The sequence below is a fragment of the Flectobacillus longus genome (assembly GCF_030056705.1).
In the GTDB taxonomy this organism is placed as follows: Bacteria; Bacteroidota; Bacteroidia; order Cytophagales; family Spirosomataceae; genus Flectobacillus; species Flectobacillus longus.
Map to the genome: position 1 here is coordinate 48702 of NZ_JASHIC010000024.1, position 21320 is coordinate 70021.

Genomic DNA, 21320 nt, shown 5'->3' on the forward strand with positions numbered 1-21320 from the left:
GACCGCTTTTTTGATGAAAACTTAGAGAATAACCCCAATCTTAAAATTCGGGATGACTCATGTTTATTTTCCTACAAATCAAACAATCGCTTAATACATCTTTATGTATCTATTCGTTGATGGCTTTTTCAGTTTTATGAGGCAAATAGTTGGTCTTTCTATAATTGATTCAATCGAGTCTGCGGGAACATTCTTTTTCACCCAATTCATATCATTTGTTAATATACAAGAATATACAAAGGGTCTCTGCTCATTTTTTAATACTTGAAACGCTTTTTCATAGCCAATATAATAAAAATCAATTGGCTTTTGGGTTAGAGTTTTGTAAGCGGCCCAATAATGGAAATACCCCAAACGAGACATGTAGGCTATAGATTTGTCCTGTTTATTTATATGTGGATAAATATCCATAAAATCTTTATAAGTCTGATTTCCTGTTACTCTGAAGTATTGTTGCTCCTTTGAAATATTATAAATACTTTGTTTGTCTTCATTATAATATCCCATATCGTCCAGCTTCGAAACAAGTTTCATTCTGTCCCAATAGCCTAGTTGTTTTTGGAGTTTATAGCATGGTAATGGATTTTTGAAATCATACAAACCAGATAGATCTCGTTCATAAGTAGCTACTTGACTTTTATCAATACATAGAAAATTTGGAGGATATGCCAGTGCATATTTGACAATACCTCTAATTGAGACAAGAGGCTTGTTAGGGTTTAATAATATAAAAGGCAAAGAAGTAATCAATCCAATCCAAGTTAGATTATATAAAAACTTAGATGAGATTTTGGAGAGAGTGACCGAAATAATTACACAACCTAGCGCAAAGAAAGGAATGTGTGTTCGCGTACTCCATAGTTGAAATTTTAGAAAAGAACAAAATAGAATAAAGCCACTTATCATGCAGATAAGTAATAGTGTTTCGTTGATTTGAGGCTTGACCCAAAAAAAGCTTATTAATGAAACAATAATTAAAAGAAATAAATAAAGATTACTTACAGTATCTTCAGTTACGACAAATCGGACTTGGTATTTATCTGCCGATAATTGCATATCATTAACATCTATACCAAGAGAACTATGGATATCTTGTACAAGATTAGCAACCTGTTTATTGTAGTTTTCATTTGGAAAACCTAGATGTAATGAAAGATTTTTGAGGGTATTCCCTAACGTAAATTTTACGCCATGTTTTTCGGTTGCTAGATTTTCTGCATTAAGAATATGAGTACTTGGAGGATGAATAGGGTGCTCAAATAGCTGATAGTTTCTGCTAAAAAATGGAGTGAAGACTATCCCATAAAAAACAACAATCATTGCCAAGATAAGACCTGATTTTACGAGAGGTTGATTCAAGAGAATTTTAATGCCAAACCAGATACAGAAAGGTAATGCGAAGAAAAAGATAGTATATTTTGTAAAACAACCAAATACTAATGCAAGAGCCATAAAAATGGCGTTACTCGTTTGTAGTTTTTGAGAATACAGTAAACCAAAATAGACAAAAGCTAAGAAATAAAAGCATGCTAAGTAGTCAATTTGAGTACTGGTACTTTCAAAAATACCGATTGGCAACGAAATCAATAATACACTACTCAAAATTTGAGTAAGAGTATCATAGCCCAAAAATCGCACAATAAGCCCTACAATGATTGTACTACTAATGACAGCCGTAAATTGGATAAGATTAATAAACGAATCTGACGGGCTTACTGAAAGTAAATGAAGCTGCCAATATTCACCCAAAATGTTATGATATAATTGCTGAATATGAAGTGTTGGATAATGATAAAGATTATGAAACTGTAGCCAACTAATTACTCTAGTTAAATGATAATTGATAGAATCAATATTGTTTGGAGATGCTGTAATCGCAAGATAAAAGAGGGGTAATATATATATAACTCCCACAAATCCCAGTAATATCTTATATGAAAAAGGAATATTCTTGAGAACGTTTATCAGAGGACTTATTCTAATTGGTACTCTTTTCCAAATACAGTAACCTACAAGAATGATAAAGGTACCTGTCCAGAAAAGGCAAATGTTTGTTTCTGAGAGTATATCAAATGCCGAAAATACTTCAGTACTTATGAACACGCCTACGGTAGATATAAGTATAGATTTTAGCCATGCCTCTCTTAGCATTAGAGACGTTATTGTTTTTTGTGCAGACCTATTAGGTACAATAATAAATGTCAGAAGTATAATACTGCTAACTAGAAAAAACAAGTAATACATTTACAATAGAGATTTTGGGCAAGCCTTATATTTTACATACTCTTGGTGTATAAATAAGGGCTATAAGGAATTAATGATAAGGGAATATGCTTTTGTACAAATATAATTAATAAAGTTAGCTATCTATATTGAATCAATATTATAAGTAAGTAATCAAGTAAAATAAGGTATCATTGATTTTGCTTTTTTTAATAAATTTTCTGTAATGTTGGTGAAGCACCTATTAAAGGTGCTTATGCTAAATTTAGAAATAGCTTTTGATACTAATCAGTCGCCAAGAACCTTTATCTAAACTTATTTTATCTAATTTTGCATGATAACAGATTCGTATCGTATGTCATCAAATCAATCAACTACACAAATTGACTTTTTTCAAGAAAGACAAAAGCATTTTGAAACTCTTCAAGCGCAAACTCAAGCGCAGTATAATCAGTGGGCAATTATCCGAGCTGTTTATTTTTTATTATGGTGTGGGCTTTCTTATTGGGCATTCGAAGCATTATCTCCTTGGGTGTTTTTAGGGATTTTGTTCCTTGGTTTTGGGATATTTCTTTGGATGATTAATAAGCATTTGGCCATCAAGGCACAAAAGCTGCGCTATCAGCTATTAGCCAATCTTAATGAAGACGAAGCTTTACGTTTGCAAGGACAATTTGTTAGGCAAGAAACAGGTGAGATATATGCCCAAACGCAACATTTTTATGCTTCAGATTTAGATATCTTCGGAAAGCACTCCATTTTTAAATTACTTAATCGTACACGTACCTATACTGGAGCGGAGGTTTTGGCAGAATGGTTACAATGTTCAGCTGATAAAAATACTATTTTGACTCGCCAAGATGCTTCTGCTGAGTTGAAAGAGTTGATAGATTGGCGACAGGGTTTAGAAGTAGATGCTTGGCAAATCGAAGATGTCCATCAGCCTATTACCCCTATCTTGGAATGGCTTCAATTACCTTCATTTGAGATTTTGAAACAAAAATATTTACGATATTTACTCTACTTGCCATATCTCAGTATTCCTGTAGTATTGGCATGTATCATCGATGTTTTGCCCCTACAATGGATTTTGGCGGTGTTTATTATTCATGGATTTATCTTACGAAAAGTCAGTGGGTTATTGGGACAGTATCTTGACAAAACTTCGTCTGTTGCGAATGTTCTCAAGGCCTATGCCAATCTGTGTAAAAGCATTGCTGAACCCAACTTTAAAAATCAACATTTGCAGAAACTTCAATCCGAAGTACAACAAGCTACCACACATATTCAAGAATTGAGTGTATTATTAGAAAGGATTGGTAATCGTCAAAATCCTATTTTTGCGCTATCTGTCGGAATGCTGACACTTTGGGATTTACGTTATTTTATCCACTTGGAAAATTGGCGTGCTAAACATCAGAATCAACTAGCTTATTGGATTTCTATTGTGAGCGAAGTAGAAGCTCTCAGTAGCTTGGCGGGACATAGCTTTGCAAATCCGTCCCATATTTTACCCCAAATTTCAGATAAAGATTTTATCATTCATGCCACACAATTAGGTCATCCTTTAATCAAGGCAGAGAAGCGTATCTGTAACGATATTCAGATTAATGGGCTAGGACAATGCGTGATTATTACAGGCTCAAATATGTCTGGAAAGAGTACCTTCCAACGAACAGTGGCTCTCAATACGATTTTGGCATTGGCTGGAAGTGTGGTATGTGCCCAACAGTTTGAGTGCTCAGTGATGCAAGTATTTACTAGTATGCGTACTCAAGATTCTTTGGAAGAAGATACATCGTCATTCTATGCAGAACTCAAGCGCTTGAAGCAATTAATTGATTGGGTAAACGAAAAGCAATCCTTACCAACATTCTATTTCCTCGACGAAATCTTAAAAGGAACCAATTCCAAAGACCGTCACGATGGTGCAAAGGCCCTGATGCTCCAATTGCATCAAGCTCAAGCCTCAGGTTTTATTTCGACCCACGATGTTGATTTGGGAGATGAGTTTAGTGAAAAAGGTTTTGTCAAAAACTATAGTTTTTCGTCAGAAGTAAGAGATGGTAAATTAGTTTTTGATTATACACTAAAACAAGGAATTTGTAGAAGTTTCAACGCAAGTCAGCTGATGGCTCAGATTGGGATAAAGATGTAAGGAAAGGGTAAAATTAAATTGATTTTACTCGCAATAGGCATTACGCTATACGCTGTAAGCTAAAAGTTAAATAGTTTTTTATGAAAGAATTTAAGCATTTTTTCCTAATACCTTACAGCCTAAAGTGTACCTTTTTAGAGAAATGAGGAATAAAATAACTTTTATCAATCATAATATTGCGTATTTTTGATTGATAAATCTTAAAGATATTCATCATGGCATGGGTTTGGCAACATAAAGATTGGGCAAATTTTGAATATGATAGCACAAAATTGCATCAATATGAATCTGATTTTTTACTGAATGCAGGTAGAATTTTAGGGTTGATACAAGTAGTGGAACAAGAGGGGCTTAATACTTTAAAAGTAGAAATTCTTTCACAGGAAGCCCTTTCTACTTCAAGTATTGAAGGGGAAATCTTGGATAGAGATTCTGTTCAAAGTTCTATAAGAAAATATTTAGGACTTCAAACCGACTTCCGTCGTGTCGAACCAAACGTTGCTGGCATAGCCGAAATGATGGTTGATTTATTTCAAAACTATGACACAGAGCTCACTCACGAAATGCTTTTTGAATGGCATAAAATGCTCATGAATGGGAGACGTGATGTTGACAATATTGGAGGCTATCGTTCACATAATGAACCTATGCAAATTGTTTCTGGTAACCTTTCCAATCCCAGAGTTTTTTATGAAGCTCCACCTTCACATTTAGTTTTATCAGAAATGGATAAATTTATCAATTGGTATAAAACTCAGCTGATGACGAATATTCCAACTTTAGCTTTTGCTGGTATTACACACTTATATTTTGAAATGATACATCCATTCGAAGATGGAAACGGACGTATAGGGCGAGCTTTAATCGAAAAAGCAATAGCCCAACGCTTGGGAAAACCTATATTTATGTCGATGGCAAAGGCTATTGAAAATAGGAAAAAAGCCTATTATGAGGTTATCCAGAATTGTAATCATCAACTACAGATAGATAAGTATCTTGCCTATTTTGCACAGACTGTTCTAGAATCACAAGAATATACGATTCAATTAATCCATTTTATATTATTGAAAGTAAAACTGTTTAATCAATTTCAAACTCAGCTAAACGATCGGCAAATAAAAGTATTATTGAGAGTATTTGAAGCAGGAATGGAAGGCTTTAAAGGAGGTTTGAGCGCTAAAAACTATCAAAGTATTTCTCAAACATCGGCTGCAACTGTTACTCGTGATTTACAAGAGTTGGTAAATCTTGGCATTCTAATAAAGACTGGAGAATTGAAAAGTACTCGTTATTGGTTGAATAAGCAATTGGATATTTAGAAAAGTATAACAAATAAAAAGGGTCTCAGATGTGTTTCTGAGACCCTTTTTCTATTACTCTACTGCTGGTTTCTTACGGAAGTACTTAGTACGAACTCGTTCGTTGATGTAATACATACAAGGAACGATTACGAGTGTAAGTACTGTCGAGAAGCTCAAACCGAAGATAATAGTCCAAGCCAAAATACCCCAGAATACCGCACTGTCACCACCAAAAGCAATATGTGGATTGAATTCGGTAAACATTGTTACGAAGTCGATACTCAAACCTACAGCTAACGGTACAAGACCCAATATAGCAGCAGAGGCTGTCAACAATACTGGTGTCAAACGCACGCTACCAGCTTCGATAATGGCTTCTTTCAATTCATATCCACGACCTCGCAGCTCGTCGGTAAATTCTATGAGGAGGATACCGTTTTTCACTACAATACCCGCTAAGGCAATAATACCTACGCCCGACATGATTACAGAGAATGTCATTCCGAATACCATAAAACCTAACAATACACCAATCAATGATAACAAGATGGTGCCAAAAATGATGATTGGTTTTGAAATAGAGTTAAACTGAATAGTCAATATCAAGAAAATCAATAAGATAGCACCACCAAAAGCCGTTCCTAGGAAGTTGGCAGTTTCGGCTTGTTCTTCTTGCTCTCCGCCCATTTTCACAGTATAACCACTCGGAATCTCTATATCTTTAATCAAATCATTGATTTGAGCTACAATTTGGTTTGCGTTATAACCCGCTACTACATCCGAACCAAGCGTTACAACACGTTGCTGATTCTTACGGTTGATTTGACTAAATGTGGTCGAGTAGCTAATCGTTGCAATTGAGTTCAAAGGCACTTGGCGCAATACACCGCCCATGGTCATATCACGATAAGTGATATTCATGCTCAATAGTTTTTCGATTTGATTACGATCACTTTGTTTGATGCGCAACTGGATTGGATATTCGTCTTTATCGTCACGGAATTTTGAAATCTCCGAACCAAATAAAGCAGTACGAATCGCCAAGGCTACTTGTGAGGACGAAATCCCCTCTCGTTGTGCTTTTTGTTTATCAACATCAACGATAATTTCGGGTTTGTTGGTAATCAAATCACTTTTTAGTTCATCAATACCTTTGATACCTGACTTCTCGATTCTTTCCTTAACGTCTTTTTCAAGTTTTTGTAAAACAGTAAAGTCATCTCCAGCGATTTCAATAGCAATTGGCTTACCAGTTGGAGGACCATTACGCTCTCTTTCTACAGAAATCTCACTGCCAGGAATAGGTGATTTTTTGAGCTCATCACGAATTTCTTGTAAAATACTTTCAGACGAAATTTCTCCACGTTCTGTCTTTTTTACAAATGCTACCGTCACTTTTGATTTTTGTGGAGTAGCCGAACGATCTGGGTTTGTTGGATCACCTGCGTTTTTACCTACGTTCGAGATTACCGAGTTAACCGCTATTTCGGCTTTGTTTTTCTTGATAATATTGAATACTCTTTTCTCAATAATCTTCGTGACAGAGTCAGTTTTGCGTGCATCGGTACCTACAGGCATTACGTTGTAGATATAGACATAGTCAGGGTCGCCACTAGGGAAGAAAATTACTTTTGGTTGTACAATTCCCATCATGATGAATGTAAATATCAGCAAACCAAAAGTAGCAATTACAACACCAATAGGACGTTTGCCATGAATTACCCACGCAACAACAGCACGATAGCGATTTTTGAATGCAGGAAGTGCTGTTTCTTGGAAAGGCACGATGATTTTGGGCGATAAGATAAAGTGGTTGAAAAGGTATAATGCAAGAATAAATACAAACAAGTTACCAAGTCCAAAGTTGATGAAATAACCCACTACCGCCAACAATCCCATAACAATCAAAGGCTTTTGCAAAGACTTAATACCTTCTACATGGTGTGTTTCTTCGTCGTGGCGCTTCATAAATGATACTGCAAATACAGGGTTCATTACGTAAGCAACCAACAATGAGGCAAACAACGTATAAATCAAGGTAATAGGTAAGAATTTCATAAACTCACCTACAATACCTGGCCAAAATAACAATGGTACAAATGGCGCAATCGTAGTAAGCGTACCTGACAATACTGGTAAGAATACCTCTGAAGCAGCTAATTTTACGGCTTCAACAATGCTCAACTTACGGAATTGGTTGAAAATACGGTGTGAGTTTTCGATTACCACAATGGCATCATCTACCACAATACCCAAACCTAGTAAGAAAGCAAACAATACAATCGTATTGAGCGTGAACCCTGAGAAATACAAAGGAATAAAGGCAATCAACGCTGATAATGGTACCGACAGACCTACAAAGATGGCATCGCGAACACCCATAAAGAACATTAGGACGAATACTACAAATAGAAAGCCTAGAATTACGGTATTCACTAAGTCATCAATATCGGATTTTGTACGTTCTGATGAATCGGCAGTGATTTGTACTTTTACACCTTGTGGTAAACGAGTCTCCTCGTATTTGTCCAAAATCTTTTCAATTTGCTCTGAAGCCGAAATCAAGTTGGCTCCACTACGTTTAATAACGTTAAGGGTAATAACCGAACGGTTATCTAAGCGAGCAAAATCCTGACGCTCCTCATGACTGTCTATTACCTCTGCAACGTCACCTAAGCGAATCATTGCACCTGATGACGAACGCAACATGATGTTAGCGATTTGGTCAACCGTTTTGAATTCTCCTTTTACACGAAGTGTACGGCGTACGCCATCGACATTAAGATCACCACCCGAAATGTTGATGTTTTCACCTTGAACAGCCATTTGAATATCTGTAAAAGATAATCCTGAAGCCTGCGCTTTGTATAAGTCTAGGTTGATTTGAATTTCACGATTCAATGCACCGACGATATCGACACGGGTAATTTCAGGTAAACCTTCAATCAAATCTTGTAATTCTTCGGCATAATCTTTTAGCTTTCCTAAAGGGTAATTACCCGCCAAGTTGATGTTCATAATCGGGAATTCCGAGAAGTTCACATCTTGTGCCGTTGGTCCCGAATCTAGCTTTTGTGGTAAATCTTTCTTCGATTTATCTACCGCATCACGCACACGTTGTAACGCATCCTCAACCTTTACATTGGGGTTAAATTCAATCAAAATAACCGAGACATCTTGCAAGGCGTTAGATTTGATACGTTTTACCCCTTGAATCGTTTTTAATTGCTTTTCAATGGGTTTGTTGATTACGTTTTCAATATCCGCAGGAGTTGTACCAAAGTAGACAGTTTGCACATAAATCTGTGGTACTTTAATGTCTGGGAATTGCTCTTTGGGAAGGCTTCCGTAGATACCTAAACCCGCTAAAAACACCATAAAGGTGAAAAGGTAAACAGTGGTTTGGTTGGAAGCAAGCCATCCAATCATCTTATAGATTCCACCACTACCATGAGGTAATTCTTGTATATCTTTTTCTTGATTTTCCATTTTAATAGAGATAGTTATACAGCCATTGGCTTGGCGCTATGGTCTGTCGACAAGCCAATGGCTTGCCTATTTATCTTTAGAAATGCTATTGTTGAGATTGGAATGTGGATAAATAAAAGTTATCCACATTCTTAAGGCTCATGTGGATTAGTAACTCAAAGGAGTTCCATCAACTAAGTCTTGGTATCCTTGCGTAATCAAAAGTTCACCTGCTGAAAGTCCTTCAAGGATTTCGATATTGCCATTATAGCTCAAACCAGTTTTTACTTTACGACCACGTGCTACTTTTTTACCATTTTCGGTAACGGCTACATAAACGATATTGCCTAGTTCTGTATTCTGAATTAAGTTTTGAAGAATCACGATTGAGTTTGCTTTTGACAAGTCATTGATCGTCATGATAGCTACTTGGTTAGGCTTTAATTGACCGCCCAAGTTTGGTACTTTAGCTTCTACGCCAAAAGTTCTTGAAACTGGATCAACTAAGGCGTCAACTACGCCTACTTTTGTATTCAATTCCTTGTTAATATCTGGGAATTTCACATTTAGAGCATCACCACGTTTTACAGAACCCAAATAGGTATCTGCTACTTTACCTACAACTTTCAAATTACCTACATTTACTAATTGGAAAATAGGTTGTCCTGGCATACCCATTTCACCTACTTTCTGGCGAACAACCTCAACCGTTCCTGCAATTGGAGCATATACTTTGGTCATAGCCAATTGTGCTTCCATGGTTACAATACGTTTTTCTAGAGCTTCTTTATTGGCTTTTGCTTGAAGGTATTGTACTTCAGTACCAATTTGTTGATCCCAAAGTGCTTTTTGCTTGTTGAAAAGCGTAACGGCTAAATCTAATTGTTGCTTGATTTCGGCCATTGACTGCTTCAAAACAGTATTGTCTATAGTTGCAACTAATTGTCCTTTTTTCAAAGCTTGACCTACGGTTACTAAAACGCTAGTCAATTGTCCACTCATTTGTGGAGTAACTTGTACAATATTTTCAGAGCTTACCAAACCTTGAACTTCCACGAAGTGCTTAAAGCTTTGCGCTTGAATTGGGCTTACAGATACTGTTACGATTTTTTGTTCTTCTTTTTTCTCTGTTTTACCTAATTCTTTTTCTAAGCCTTTGATTTTAGCTTCAATTTCTTGTTTCTGAGATTTTAGGGCTTCTAGTTCAGCTTTTTTATCAGTTGATTTATTGCAGGCTGCCAATAAAAATAAGGCAGAGGCTATTGCTAAGTATTGCTTTTTCATTATTTCTTTTTTGCGATTTTTAGTATTAGGGATTATTCTACAAATAACTTGCCTTTGGCTTTGTCAAGATCAACTTTAGCAATTAGCACGTTATATAAGGTAGCAAAATAATTGTTTTGAGCTTCTTTGTAAGATGATTCAGCATTGACTAATTCTAAGTTTGTGCCAACACCTTGTTCATATTTGATTTTGGTTACACGAACAACTTCTTTTGCCAAATCCATATTATGCTTTTGTTCTTGAAGCGTTTCATAGGCATTTTTCAGGGTAATTTGACCTTGTTTTACTTGTAAGTCGATGCTGTTTTGTAAGAAGGTAAAGTTTTCTTTAATCTTCTGTACAGCATTGGCAGATTGGATAATTTTGTATTTTTTCGAGAATCCGTCAAAAATTGGAACTTGAATAGAGAAACCAAGTGTGGCTGCGTTAAACCAAGGTTTGGTAATTAAATCACCAAATTGTGGACGACCCGTCGAATACCCATACGTACTTGTAAGGAATACCTTTGGCAAATAACCTGCTTTTTGGTTTTTCAAATCTAGTTGAGCCAAACGATCTTGTGTTTTCAACATCGAATATTCGATACGGTCATCATACTGGAAAGGTGTTTCGTTTTCTGGCAAAAACTCATTCAAGTTGACACTGCTCAATTTGTCCGTTACAGCTACTGGTTCAGTTAGAGGTAAACCCATCTGAAATTTGAGCAAATTGTAACTTAATTCTTGTAAGCGTTCTACATTTTTGTACTCAATCGAAAGATTGTTTTTTTGTACCTCTAAACGTTGTACGTCAAGTTTTTCAACGAATCCTTGTAGATTTAATGCTTTGGTTTGATTGAAAAGAGAGTCAAGGCGACCGATATTAAGCTTAAGGATTTCCAAACGCTCTTCATTGACAAGAATACCATAATAGGCTTTCGTGACGTTTTCTGCAATTTGTTGCTTTGTTTGCGTAAGAGACTTGGCCGATAATTCCTTATAAACATCTGCGGCTTTTAAGCCTAAGGTATATGAACCATCAAATAATAACTGGCTCAAGCTTGCAACAGCACTACCACTATTGCGCACACCAAATTCAGCTGCTACTACGTCGCCTTCTTTGGCATTTGGATCAAATGTTTTGGCTGGAATAAATACCCTTTGGATGATAAGGTTGTTGGTGTAACCAATGTTTGCATTTACTTGTGGCAATCCCATCGCTTTGATTTCATTCACCTTTGCGCTAGCATTCAATACATCAAGTTGTGCGGTTTTTACATTCGAATGGTTCTTTACTGCATAATCTATCGCCTCCTTGAGCGTGTAGCTTTGTTGGGCACGAGCCACTACCGAAGTAAGCAATATACTGAAAGTCAGTAAGCTACTTTTAAGTTTAGTTTTCATTTTTGACTAGATAATTAGTAAATTTTTAAAGAACATATATGCTTTATGAGTTGAGAATAAGAATAATTGAATATTTGTATGTGGTAAGAAAACATATCAAATCACTGATTATCAATAACTCATTAACTCAATAGATTGAGATAGTTATTATATAATTTGAGACCTTCGTCCGACAAGACACCTCTAATAAAATGATCAATTAAGGCGATTTGAACTTCAATAAACGAAAATCTATCAGGTGGAAAAACTTGCATGTCAAACGCAATAAAAATTGATTCTAAGTGTAGCTTAGCTATGATTTCTACTTTGATTTCTGGTCTAAACAACCCATCAGCGATACCTTTTTCAAGGTCTTTAATCATTTGAGTCAGAATAAAATTCTGTTTATGCTCCATGAATAAATTCCAAGCACGAGGGTGATATTTCTTGATGTCGTAAAGCATCGTTGGATTGATTTCGCAAAACGACTTTTTGAGCATTTCAATAGTTTTAACCATTTTTTCGACCACATTCTTCGAACTGTCATTCATGGTTTGGTACTCACACTTATCTTCTTCCAATTGATGTACTGCAACCTGAAAAACGATTTCGTCTTTATCTGAAAAATGTTGATAAATGGTTTTCTTAGAAATCCCCAACTCTTTGGCAATGTCGTCCATCGTTATAGATTTTACTCCATAACGCATAAACAAACGACCGCTAGTTTCAATAATTCTTTCCTTCATTTCTAATATGTAAAATTGCTAATGACCTGATTATATGGTAGGTTTTGCAAGTTTATCAGAGGTTGGAAACTTTCGTGATTAGAATAGTTTCTGAAGGCAAAACTATGGAAACTTTAAAAAGGTTCAAAGTTTTCTGTGATTTTTTGTAGAAATGTTCTGCTAGTATGATGAATGGAAATCAGTATGGATAAGTGGTAATGACTTGATAAAGAAGTTTTTGTAAAATGTAAATATGTCTGGAAAAATTATGACAAATTGTATTTAACAAAGGGGGATATACGATAAGAACTAAATATGTAGAATATTATGCAAAGATAAATTTGTAAACAAGTGATTTTTGGAGGATATAGACTGTTTACTTAAGGTATGGGAATACTTTCTTTTACCTTAAGTAAACAGTCTAAAATTATGAACTTTTGACTATCTACCGAAGTCGTCTTGTAAGCGAACAATATCGTCTTCGTCAGATGGAGTTTCAGGATCGGTATGTTGCCAGATTTCTGCTACTACCCCCCAAGACTCTAAGCCGATTAATCTATGGCGTTCGCCTTTATCCATTTGAATAAAGCTACCAGATTCTAATCTTTTTACTTCATCGCCTTCTTCGTCGGTTGGGCTAATTTTTACACCTACAGTTGTACCTGCAATAACTTTCCAAATTTCGGCACGACGAAAATGGTACTGCCAAGAAAGACGTTTTTCGGGAGCTACTACTAATATTTTTGGACTCAACTTGTTGGTAATCTGAATTTCAGACATTTCCAAATGTGGAAAATATGTACTTGCAAAAGCAGGAGCTTGTGTTTCGTCGATTACAAAAAAACCACCCCAAGGACGAGTTTGATCTTGTTTAACAACATTAAAGCCAAGGGTATTTAATTCTTTGGCAATTTGTTCAAAAATTTCTTCTTTACTTGAGTTGGGAGAGATATTTAGGTTCATAAGATAATTGTTAGTAAAATGGATATATAATCATCACAAAGAGATTTTCATGTGTGACTCATACCCTATTTAAGAGATATATCAAAAGGGAATGTTGTATCTAGCCTTATTATATGTACAAAGTTACAATCCTTTATTTATAGAAAAAGTACCATAAAATAATTTCATTTTTTCTTAAAGAATATCTTCATTTTATGCAATTCCTTTTTGCCACTTGTTAAAATACTGAATGTTAAGTATTTGATGCTTGAACCTATGAATTGATATTTGTATAAACCTTGTATGTCAAAATTAATAGCTCAACATCACTCTTATGAACAAAAAAATCCCACCCCACTTGACTATTGGGAGAAAATATTTCTATTTTTCCCAAGACATTATGTATTTTGAAGGCTCTATCAACTATACCTTTGTTTACCTGCAAACAGGTAGAAAAGATATTATGGCTCAGACCATAGGAAGAGTTGCTACCAAAACGGATGAAGGCTTTGTGCGAATTAGTCGCAAGCACCTTGTCAATCGCCAGTACATTCGCGTAATACACCGCGACTACGTTGAATTGCTCGACAAGAGTATTTTACCAATTGCCCGCCGTAGAAGGGGCAATATTTAGGAACTGATTGAAATGAGATACTAACATGAAATTTATATTATTCTACCTAACACAAAAGGAGTTGCTCACACAAGCAACTCCTTTTTTATTCTAAAATTACATACTCCAACCTTGGCGATATTCTCTTTTTACGAATTGATTTGCCTCTTCAAAATTGGTGATACGCATATTTTCGCCATCCCATAATAGTTTTTTACGTCCAGGGTAATCATATTCTTGTAGCCATTGTTTGTCTTTTTTAGGCGTACGATAAAAGTAACTTCTGATTGCCAAATTACCCATCAATACGGTTTCTGACATTGGTCCTGCATAATCAAACGATGAACTCAATGGTTGATGTTTGCCATATCCATCACGGCAAGCCTGAAGCCATTGTTGGTAATGACCTTCGTTGTCGGCACCCACAACTCTCGGAATCGAAATAGGCAGTTTATCGCCTTTTTCTTTGAGTTTGGTTTCTGGCCAAAGCGAAGGGTTGGCACCATATACACCACACATCATTACGCCTTTTGTCCCCATAAGCAATACACCGCCGCTCCAGTCGCCTAGTTTTACATCGGCAGGAATTTCTTCTGGACGCTCAGGCATAAGACCTCCGTCATACCAAGTCATTTTTACAGGATCTTTACCTTTTCTTGGGAATTTGAGATGAATCATAGACGAAGCAGGGAAACTTTCAGGAAAGTAGCCTTGTTTAAATGGCCCAGTCCAGCCATCGCTCATACTACATTCTACTTCTGACGGATGACCTAATCCCAAAATACGATAGGGTGGATCCATCATGTGACAAGCCATATCGCCAAGCGAGCCTGTACCAAAATTAACCCAACCACGCCAGTTGAATGGGTGATACCCAGGGTTATAATCTTCATAAGCTGCTGGTCCTAACCATAAATCCCAATCTAACTCACTCGGAATATCAAATTTACCTTGTGGTTTAGCCAAACCTTGTGGCCATACAGGACGATTGGTCCATACGTGTACTCGATTTACCTCTCCAATCAAGCCAGCTTTGTACCACTCCATCATACGACGAACCCCATCGCCCGATGAACCTTGATTGCCCATTTGAGTTACAACCTTGTTCTCACGAGCAGCAATAGTCATTTTACGAACCTCAGCAATGTTGTGAGCCAAAGGTTTTTGTACGTAAACATGCTTGCCCATTTGCATGGCAGCCATGGCAATTACATAGTGTGTATGGTCGGGTGTAGATACAGTTACAGCATCAATGTTATTTTTCTCAGCCTCTAAAAGTTTTCTGAAGTCTTTGTAATACTTAGCATTAGGAAACTTTTTGATAGCATTTGCCGCCTGACGGTCATCTACATCGCAGAGAGTAGCAATGTTGTTTCGACCATTGTCCCAAGCGCCATTTAAGTCTGTCCAACCTTTACCACCGCAACCAATGGCTGCAATGTTGAGTTTGTCAGAAGGAGCCGTAAAGCCTTTACCAAGAACATGACGAGGAACGATGTAAAAACTTCCTAGAGTGAGAGATGCTGCTTTTAAAAAATCTCTTCTAGATGAATTGCCTGAGCCAGTTGGTGGCAATTTTGTTGAATCAGTCATTTTAATAGAAAATTAGGTTGAAAAAGAAGACGAAATAGGTCGTTTTGAAGGACTTATAAATATACTTAAAAAGTGCCTTACTCAAAGCTATTATGAAAGGAATTACTTGTTGTCCTTGTATGTCGGTATCGGTAAAGTGTTACAAAATCCAAAATACTAGATTAAATTTGTAAAGCCTTGAAGGCTTGTTCTGGTATTTGCTTCAGCTCAAACTTTTAAACAAACAATATTTCTGATGAATTTTGAAACATTAGCCATAAAAAGCACCCAAATGACCGACGCTAACGCTGGTGCGGTTGCTTCGCCAATATACCTTTCAACTACTTTTGAGAGAGAAACAGACGGGTCGTATGCTCACGGATATATTTATTCGCGCAACGATAATCCAAATCGGCAGTTACTCGAAAAAAGCTTTGCTGTTCTCGAAGCAGGAGCAGTTGGTTTTGCCTTTGCTTCGGGAATGGCCGCGACTACTGCATTGTTTCAATCTTTCAAATCTGGAGACCACATCATTACACCCGACGATGCTTACTTTGCCACTAATGTATTGATTGAAGAAATTTTCTCTCATTGGGGGCTTACACTTACCAAAGTCGATACTACTGATTTAGAGGCTATCCAAAATGCCATTCAACCAAATACTAAATTAATTTGGCTCGAAACTCCTTCTAATCCTCAACTAAAAGTTTCAGATATTACAGCTATTGCAGATTTGGCGCATCAACATGGTGCTTTGTGTGCCGTAGATAATACTTGGGCAACACCAGTTTTACAGCGTCCATTATTGTTAGGAGCTGATATTGTGATGCATTCTACCACAAAATATTTTGGCGGACATGGCGACGTGCTGGGTGGAGCTTTGATTTTAAAAGAAGAAGGAGATTTGGCAAATAAAATCAGAACAATCCAAAAATTGACAGGTGGAGTTCCTTCTCCATTCGAATGTTGGTTGGTAGCAAGAGGAATTAAAACATTGTCTCTACGTGTAAAGGCTCAAACTGCCAATGCTCAACAATTAGCAGAATATCTTACTCAACATCCTGCTATTGAAGTAGTACACTATCCTGGTTTGTCGTCACATCCGCAATATGCAATTGCTCAAAAACAAATGTCACAGGCAGGAGCCATGTTGTCGGTACAAGTAAAGGGAGATGCTATCAATGCAATGAATGTTACTGGAAAACTACAATTGTTTACCACAGCAACTAGTTTGGGAGGAGTAGAAAGTTTAATAGAGCATCGCAAATCGGTTGAAGGACCAACCAGTCCAACGCCAGATAACTTGCTACGAGTATCTGTAGGTTTAGAAAATATAGAAGATTTGATTGCCGATTGGGCTCAAGCGCTTCAGTAATCAATCGGAGCTTTGAGCTTTCAGGATTCGGCTTTCGGGTAAAAACAAAAAATAGCATTTTACCGATTTAGTTCGATTGCTGAAAGCTCAAAGCTTATTCTTGAAATATACTTTAATCAAGCTCTACCTCTTGGTGCATTTGTGGAATTTCGATGTGTTTGTATCCCTCTTTCTCTAATTTTCCTTTGAATATTTCTTGTGTATCTAGCTCGCCATGAACTAAGAAAATTGTTTTGACTTGTTCTTTATTTTGGCATTCTAGATAAGAAATAATCTCCTGATAGTCTGCATGCGCCGAAAAAGAATCCATTACCAATACTTCTGCTCGAACGTCGTGATACTCTCCAAAAATATGTACTCGTTTTGCACCCGATTTTAATTGTCCTCCCAAACTATCTGGAGAAGTATATCCTACCAAAAGAATACAACAGCGAACATCGTTGATGTGATTAGCGATATGGTGCTTGATACGTCCAGCTTCAGCCATACCCGATGCCGAAATAATAATGCAAGGTTCGGTGCTATCATTCAACTTTTTTGATTCTTCAACAGAACTGACATAACGTAGATTTGGAAACCCAAAGGCATCTCCATCGCCTTTTTCGAGATAAGATAATATTTCAGGGTTAAAACATTCTGGGTGGTTTTTCATGACCATCGTAGCACTAACCGATAGTGGAGAGTCTACATACACTTTGATTTTGGGTAAATGGCCTTCAGATTCTAACTGATCGAGCGCATATACTAATTCTTGTGTACGGTCAATTGAAAAGGCAGGAATAATGAGTTTGCCTCTTTGTTCGACGCAAACTCTTCGTACAATTTTGAGCAAATTTGCCTTTACATCGGCTTCGGGCTCATGCAAGCGCGAACCATAAGTAGATTCACAAATGATATAGTCAGCTTGTGGAAAAGCTTCTGGACTTTTGAGAATTTTGTCATGTGGTCGACCAATATCTCCCGAAAAGAAAACATGAATTGACTTGTCTCCTTCTTTTATCGTCAAAGAAATCGCCGCCGAACCAAGAATATGCCCCGTATCGGTAAAGTAGACAGATACTTCTTCACAAATTGAAACATCTTCACGAAAATTGATGGCTTGCATTTGCGCTATGGTTTGTGCTACATCGTCTTCAGTGTAAAGATTTTCGAGTAAAGTTTCTCCCCTTTTTTCACGACGCTTATTGATTCTTGCCAAGTCGTTTTCTTGAATCCTTGCCGAATCTCCAAGCAGTAAAGTAGCTAAATCTTTGGTTGCAGAAGTACAAAAAATCGGTCCTTGAAAACCTTTGGCTACCAAACGAGGCAACAGCCCCGTATGATCGATATGTGCGTGAGATAAGATTACATAGTCAATTTCGGATGGTTCAAATCCAAACTTTTGGTTCATATCCTGTGTATTCAAACCCTGAAATAATCCACAGTCTAACAGGATTTTAGTGCCTTTTTCTGTAATTAGCAAGTGTTTTGAGCCAGTCACACGTTGTGCTGCTCCGTGAAATTGAATTTTCATATTATCAAGTCTAGGAAATTTTAAGTTACTTGGCTGTTTATAAAACAAGCCTTATTTTTACAATTTATCAAAACATTTTTTCAATGTCTCTATCAAAGCTAGAATATTGGGCAAAACGCCTTTATCAATCACGCAATTGGCGAATATTTTTTGTTGTAATATTTCTATTAGTGAGTTTAGACATTGCTTTTGCTGTTAAAGTCAATCCTCAATATTCTACAGTAATTACTGATTCTGACGGAAAAATATTGCATGCCTTTCTAAATCCTCACGATAAATGGCGAATGCAAACTGAACTTAAAGAAATAACCCCAACCCTCGAAAAGGCTATTATCTTTAAAGAAGACCGTTGGTTTCGTTACCATTTTGGTATCAACCCTATTGCTGTAGGACGTGCTTTTTTCAATAATATTATCAAAAGACGGCGTACTTCGGGAGCTAGTACGATTACCATGCAAGTAGTACGTTTGCTTTATCCACAAGAGCGCACTTATTGGCATAAAATCACCGAAATGATTCGAGCTGTACAACTTGAGTTACATTATTCTAAAGATGAAATTCTACAAATGTATTTGAGCCTTGTTCCCTATGGGTCTAATATCGAGGGTCTAAAGTCTGCTTCAGTTTTGTATTTTCAAAAGTCGCCAGATGTTTTGAGTTTGGCAGAAGTTACAGCATTAACAATTATTCCAAATCGACCTTCGAGTTTGAGATTAGGGAAAAACAATACATACATTTTACAAGAAAGAAATAAGTGGCTGCAGCGATTTGCAGAAGCAGATCTGTTTGCGTCTCAAGATATAGAAGATGCCTTGGCAGAACCTTTGCAAGTACGACGACACGAAGCTCCTAAACTAGCTCCCCATCTAGCATATCGGCTCAAAACTACTTACCCTAATGAGCCAACGATACATTCGAGTTTGCATAGAAATTTACAACTAACATTAGAAAAAATCGTTCAAAACTATGTTAATAGATTATATGGTATCAATATCCATAATGCGGCAGTGCTGTTGATTAATAATCAAACCAAACAAGTAGAAGCTTACGTAGGTTCAGCGGATTTCAACAATCCTGTAGATGGCGGACAAGTTGATGGTATCCGAGCGATTCGTTCGCCTGGGAGCACGCTCAAACCTCTATTATATGGTATAGCTTTGGACAAAGGAATTATCACGCCGAAGTCCGCCATCAACGATGTGCCAAGTAATTTTGGAGGCTTTGAGCCAGAAAATTTTGACAAGCAATTTCATGGAAAAGTTACAGCTGAATTTGCTTTGGCGAATTCTCTTAATATTCCTGCGGTAAAATTGTTGAAAGACATTTCTACAGCCAGTATGATTGAAAAACTAAAGAAAGCAGAATTTCAAACAATCAAGAAGAATGCTTCGAAACTAGGATTATCACTAGCGCTGGGAGGTTGTGGCGTTACTTTGGAGGAATTAACCAATCTTTTCAGCAGTTTTGCCCATCAGGGAACATTTACTAAAGCTACTTTACTGGCAGAAGAAAATCCCAATAAACCTACAGAAATCCTTTCGGAAGATGCTACGTTTTTAATAAACCAAATTCTTAGTCAGATAACCCGTCCTGATTTACCCAACAATTATGAATATACCTATCGAATGCCCAAAATTGCTTGGAAAACAGGAACTTCGTTTGGTAAAAAGGATGCTTGGAGTATTGGTTACAATGCCAAATACACTTTAGGGATATGGATAGGGAATTTTTCGGGTGAAGGCGTGCCAGAGCTTTCGGGTGCCAATATTGCTACCCCACTTTTGCTCGATATTTTTAACACAATTGATTATAATTCTTCAGCCAAATGGTTTAGCCCAAGCGCTAATTTGGCCATGCGAAAAGTTTGTGCCGAGACAGGGTCTGTTCCTAGTGAATATTGCAATCACCAAATCACAGACTATTACATTATGGGAGTATCTAATACGCAAAATTGTACGCACACCAAAGCTGTTTGGGTAAATCCATCGGCTACAATAAGCTATTGTACTGTTTGTATACCAGATAGTGGTGTAGTACAAAAGCAATATCCTGTCTTTGCTCCCGAACTGATTACATGGTTTCAAACACGACATATTCAGTATGAGCAAATACCGTCACATAATCCTAAATGCACAAGAGTTTTTAATAATAACGTTCCCATTATTTCATCACCCAATGATGGGGCGGAATACTGGATAGAATCTAATGAAACTGTAAAGCTACAATTGAGCTGTCAGGTTGGTAATGATGTCAAAACGATATATTGGTATATTAATGATAAGCTCTATCAAAAGAGCGCTCCACATCAAGAAACGTTTTTTTATCCTGAGGCAGGAAAAATAAAAATTTCGTGTACCGATGACAAAGGTCGAACGGCTCATATTTATATTCAGGTAAAAAGAAATTAAATAGTAATCCCCAATAGAAATTATATGAATTAGTTAAATCTTAAAATTAAGTAATCATGACTCAAAACTAAATCCTCTTTAAAATGAGTATGTGAATAAATATGTAATGATAGCTTGATTAATATCAGTATAACTAAACTCTAATTACAATTTCACTTTGTCCCTTCAAAATAGACTTCATTCGAATAAAAAGGGCGTGTAAATAAGAAAAAACACAAAACCCTCTAATTTTTTCTTATAACTATTTGTATATTAAGAAGAAAGCCGTAATTTTGCAGTCCGTTTCGGTAGCAGCACAACGTTTGCCTGTTGTGAGATAGAGCAAGATGCTGTAAATCAGAAAGTTCAGTTACAAATTTTCTTACCTAAACGCCCGA

The 21320-nt window shown here is 36.7% G+C and carries 13 protein-coding genes; 5 read left to right on the forward strand and 8 right to left on the reverse strand.

The features are described from left to right. Positions 1-90 precede the first annotated feature (90 nt). Positions 91-2151, reverse strand: a complete 2061-nt coding sequence (locus tag QM491_RS17835; RefSeq protein ID WP_283328921.1) for a glycosyltransferase family protein — start codon at positions 2149-2151, stop codon at positions 91-93. 406 nt (positions 2152-2557) lie between these two features. On the opposite strand from QM491_RS17835, the gene QM491_RS17840 reads away from it, so the two are divergent. Then, entirely contained in the window at positions 2558-4381 is a 1824-nt protein-coding gene (locus QM491_RS17840; protein ID WP_283328922.1) for a MutS-related protein, read from the forward strand. A gap of 215 nt (positions 4382-4596) precedes the next feature. Continuing rightward, entirely contained in the window at positions 4597-5700 is a 1104-nt protein-coding gene (locus QM491_RS17845; RefSeq protein ID WP_283328923.1) for a Fic family protein, read from the forward strand. A gap of 54 nt (positions 5701-5754) precedes the next feature. On the opposite strand, the gene QM491_RS17850 is transcribed toward QM491_RS17845, so the two are convergent. The 5 genes from QM491_RS17850 to QM491_RS17870 all read right to left on the reverse strand — a co-directional run bounded on the left by QM491_RS17850 (position 5755) and on the right by QM491_RS17870 (position 13483). Beyond that, a complete protein-coding gene (locus QM491_RS17850; RefSeq protein WP_283328983.1) occupies positions 5755-9111 on the reverse strand; it encodes an efflux RND transporter permease subunit in 3357 nt (1118 codons plus the stop codon). A gap of 207 nt (positions 9112-9318) precedes the next feature. Continuing rightward, positions 9319-10434 carry an efflux RND transporter periplasmic adaptor subunit gene (locus QM491_RS17855; protein ID WP_283328924.1) on the reverse strand — a complete coding sequence of 372 codons (1116 nt, stop codon included), beginning with the start codon at positions 10432-10434 and terminating at the stop codon, positions 9319-9321. Between the two features lie 32 nt (positions 10435-10466). After that, positions 10467-11816 carry a TolC family protein gene (locus QM491_RS17860; RefSeq protein WP_283328925.1) on the reverse strand — a complete coding sequence of 450 codons (1350 nt, stop codon included), beginning with the start codon at positions 11814-11816 and terminating at the stop codon, positions 10467-10469. Between the two features lie 122 nt (positions 11817-11938). After that, the gene (locus QM491_RS17865) at positions 11939-12541 is read right to left on the reverse strand and encodes a TetR/AcrR family transcriptional regulator (RefSeq protein ID WP_166551594.1); all 603 of its coding nucleotides are present in this window, start codon (positions 12539-12541) and stop codon (positions 11939-11941) included. 420 nt (positions 12542-12961) lie between these two features. Beyond that, positions 12962-13483, reverse strand: coding sequence for a cupin domain-containing protein (locus QM491_RS17870; protein WP_283328926.1), 522 nt, complete (start codon positions 13481-13483; stop codon positions 12962-12964). Between the two features lie 313 nt (positions 13484-13796). Here QM491_RS17870 and QM491_RS17875 point away from each other — a divergent pair, with 313 nt between their 5' ends. Then, the gene (locus QM491_RS17875) at positions 13797-14096 is read left to right on the forward strand and encodes a LytTR family DNA-binding domain-containing protein (protein ID WP_283328927.1); all 300 of its coding nucleotides are present in this window, start codon (positions 13797-13799) and stop codon (positions 14094-14096) included. A gap of 96 nt (positions 14097-14192) precedes the next feature. On the opposite strand, the gene QM491_RS17880 is transcribed toward QM491_RS17875, so the two are convergent. Then, on the reverse strand, positions 14193-15668 hold the full coding sequence (locus QM491_RS17880; protein WP_283328928.1) for a Gfo/Idh/MocA family protein: 1476 nt from the start codon (positions 15666-15668) through the stop codon (positions 14193-14195). A gap of 235 nt (positions 15669-15903) precedes the next feature. Between QM491_RS17880 and QM491_RS17885 the strand changes: the two genes are divergently transcribed. Beyond that, on the forward strand, positions 15904-17022 hold the full coding sequence (locus tag QM491_RS17885) for a trans-sulfuration enzyme family protein (RefSeq protein WP_283328929.1): 1119 nt from the start codon (positions 15904-15906) through the stop codon (positions 17020-17022). Between the two features lie 112 nt (positions 17023-17134). On the opposite strand, the gene QM491_RS17890 is transcribed toward QM491_RS17885, so the two are convergent. Further along, a complete protein-coding gene (locus QM491_RS17890) occupies positions 17135-18535 on the reverse strand; it encodes an MBL fold metallo-hydrolase RNA specificity domain-containing protein (protein WP_283328930.1) in 1401 nt (466 codons plus the stop codon). Between the two features lie 83 nt (positions 18536-18618). Here QM491_RS17890 and pbpC point away from each other — a divergent pair, with 83 nt between their 5' ends. Beyond that, positions 18619-20943 (forward strand): penicillin-binding protein 1C, encoded by a 2325-nt coding sequence (gene pbpC, locus QM491_RS17895; RefSeq protein ID WP_283328931.1) that lies wholly within the window; start codon positions 18619-18621, stop codon positions 20941-20943. Positions 20944-21320: the final 377 nt, after the last annotated feature.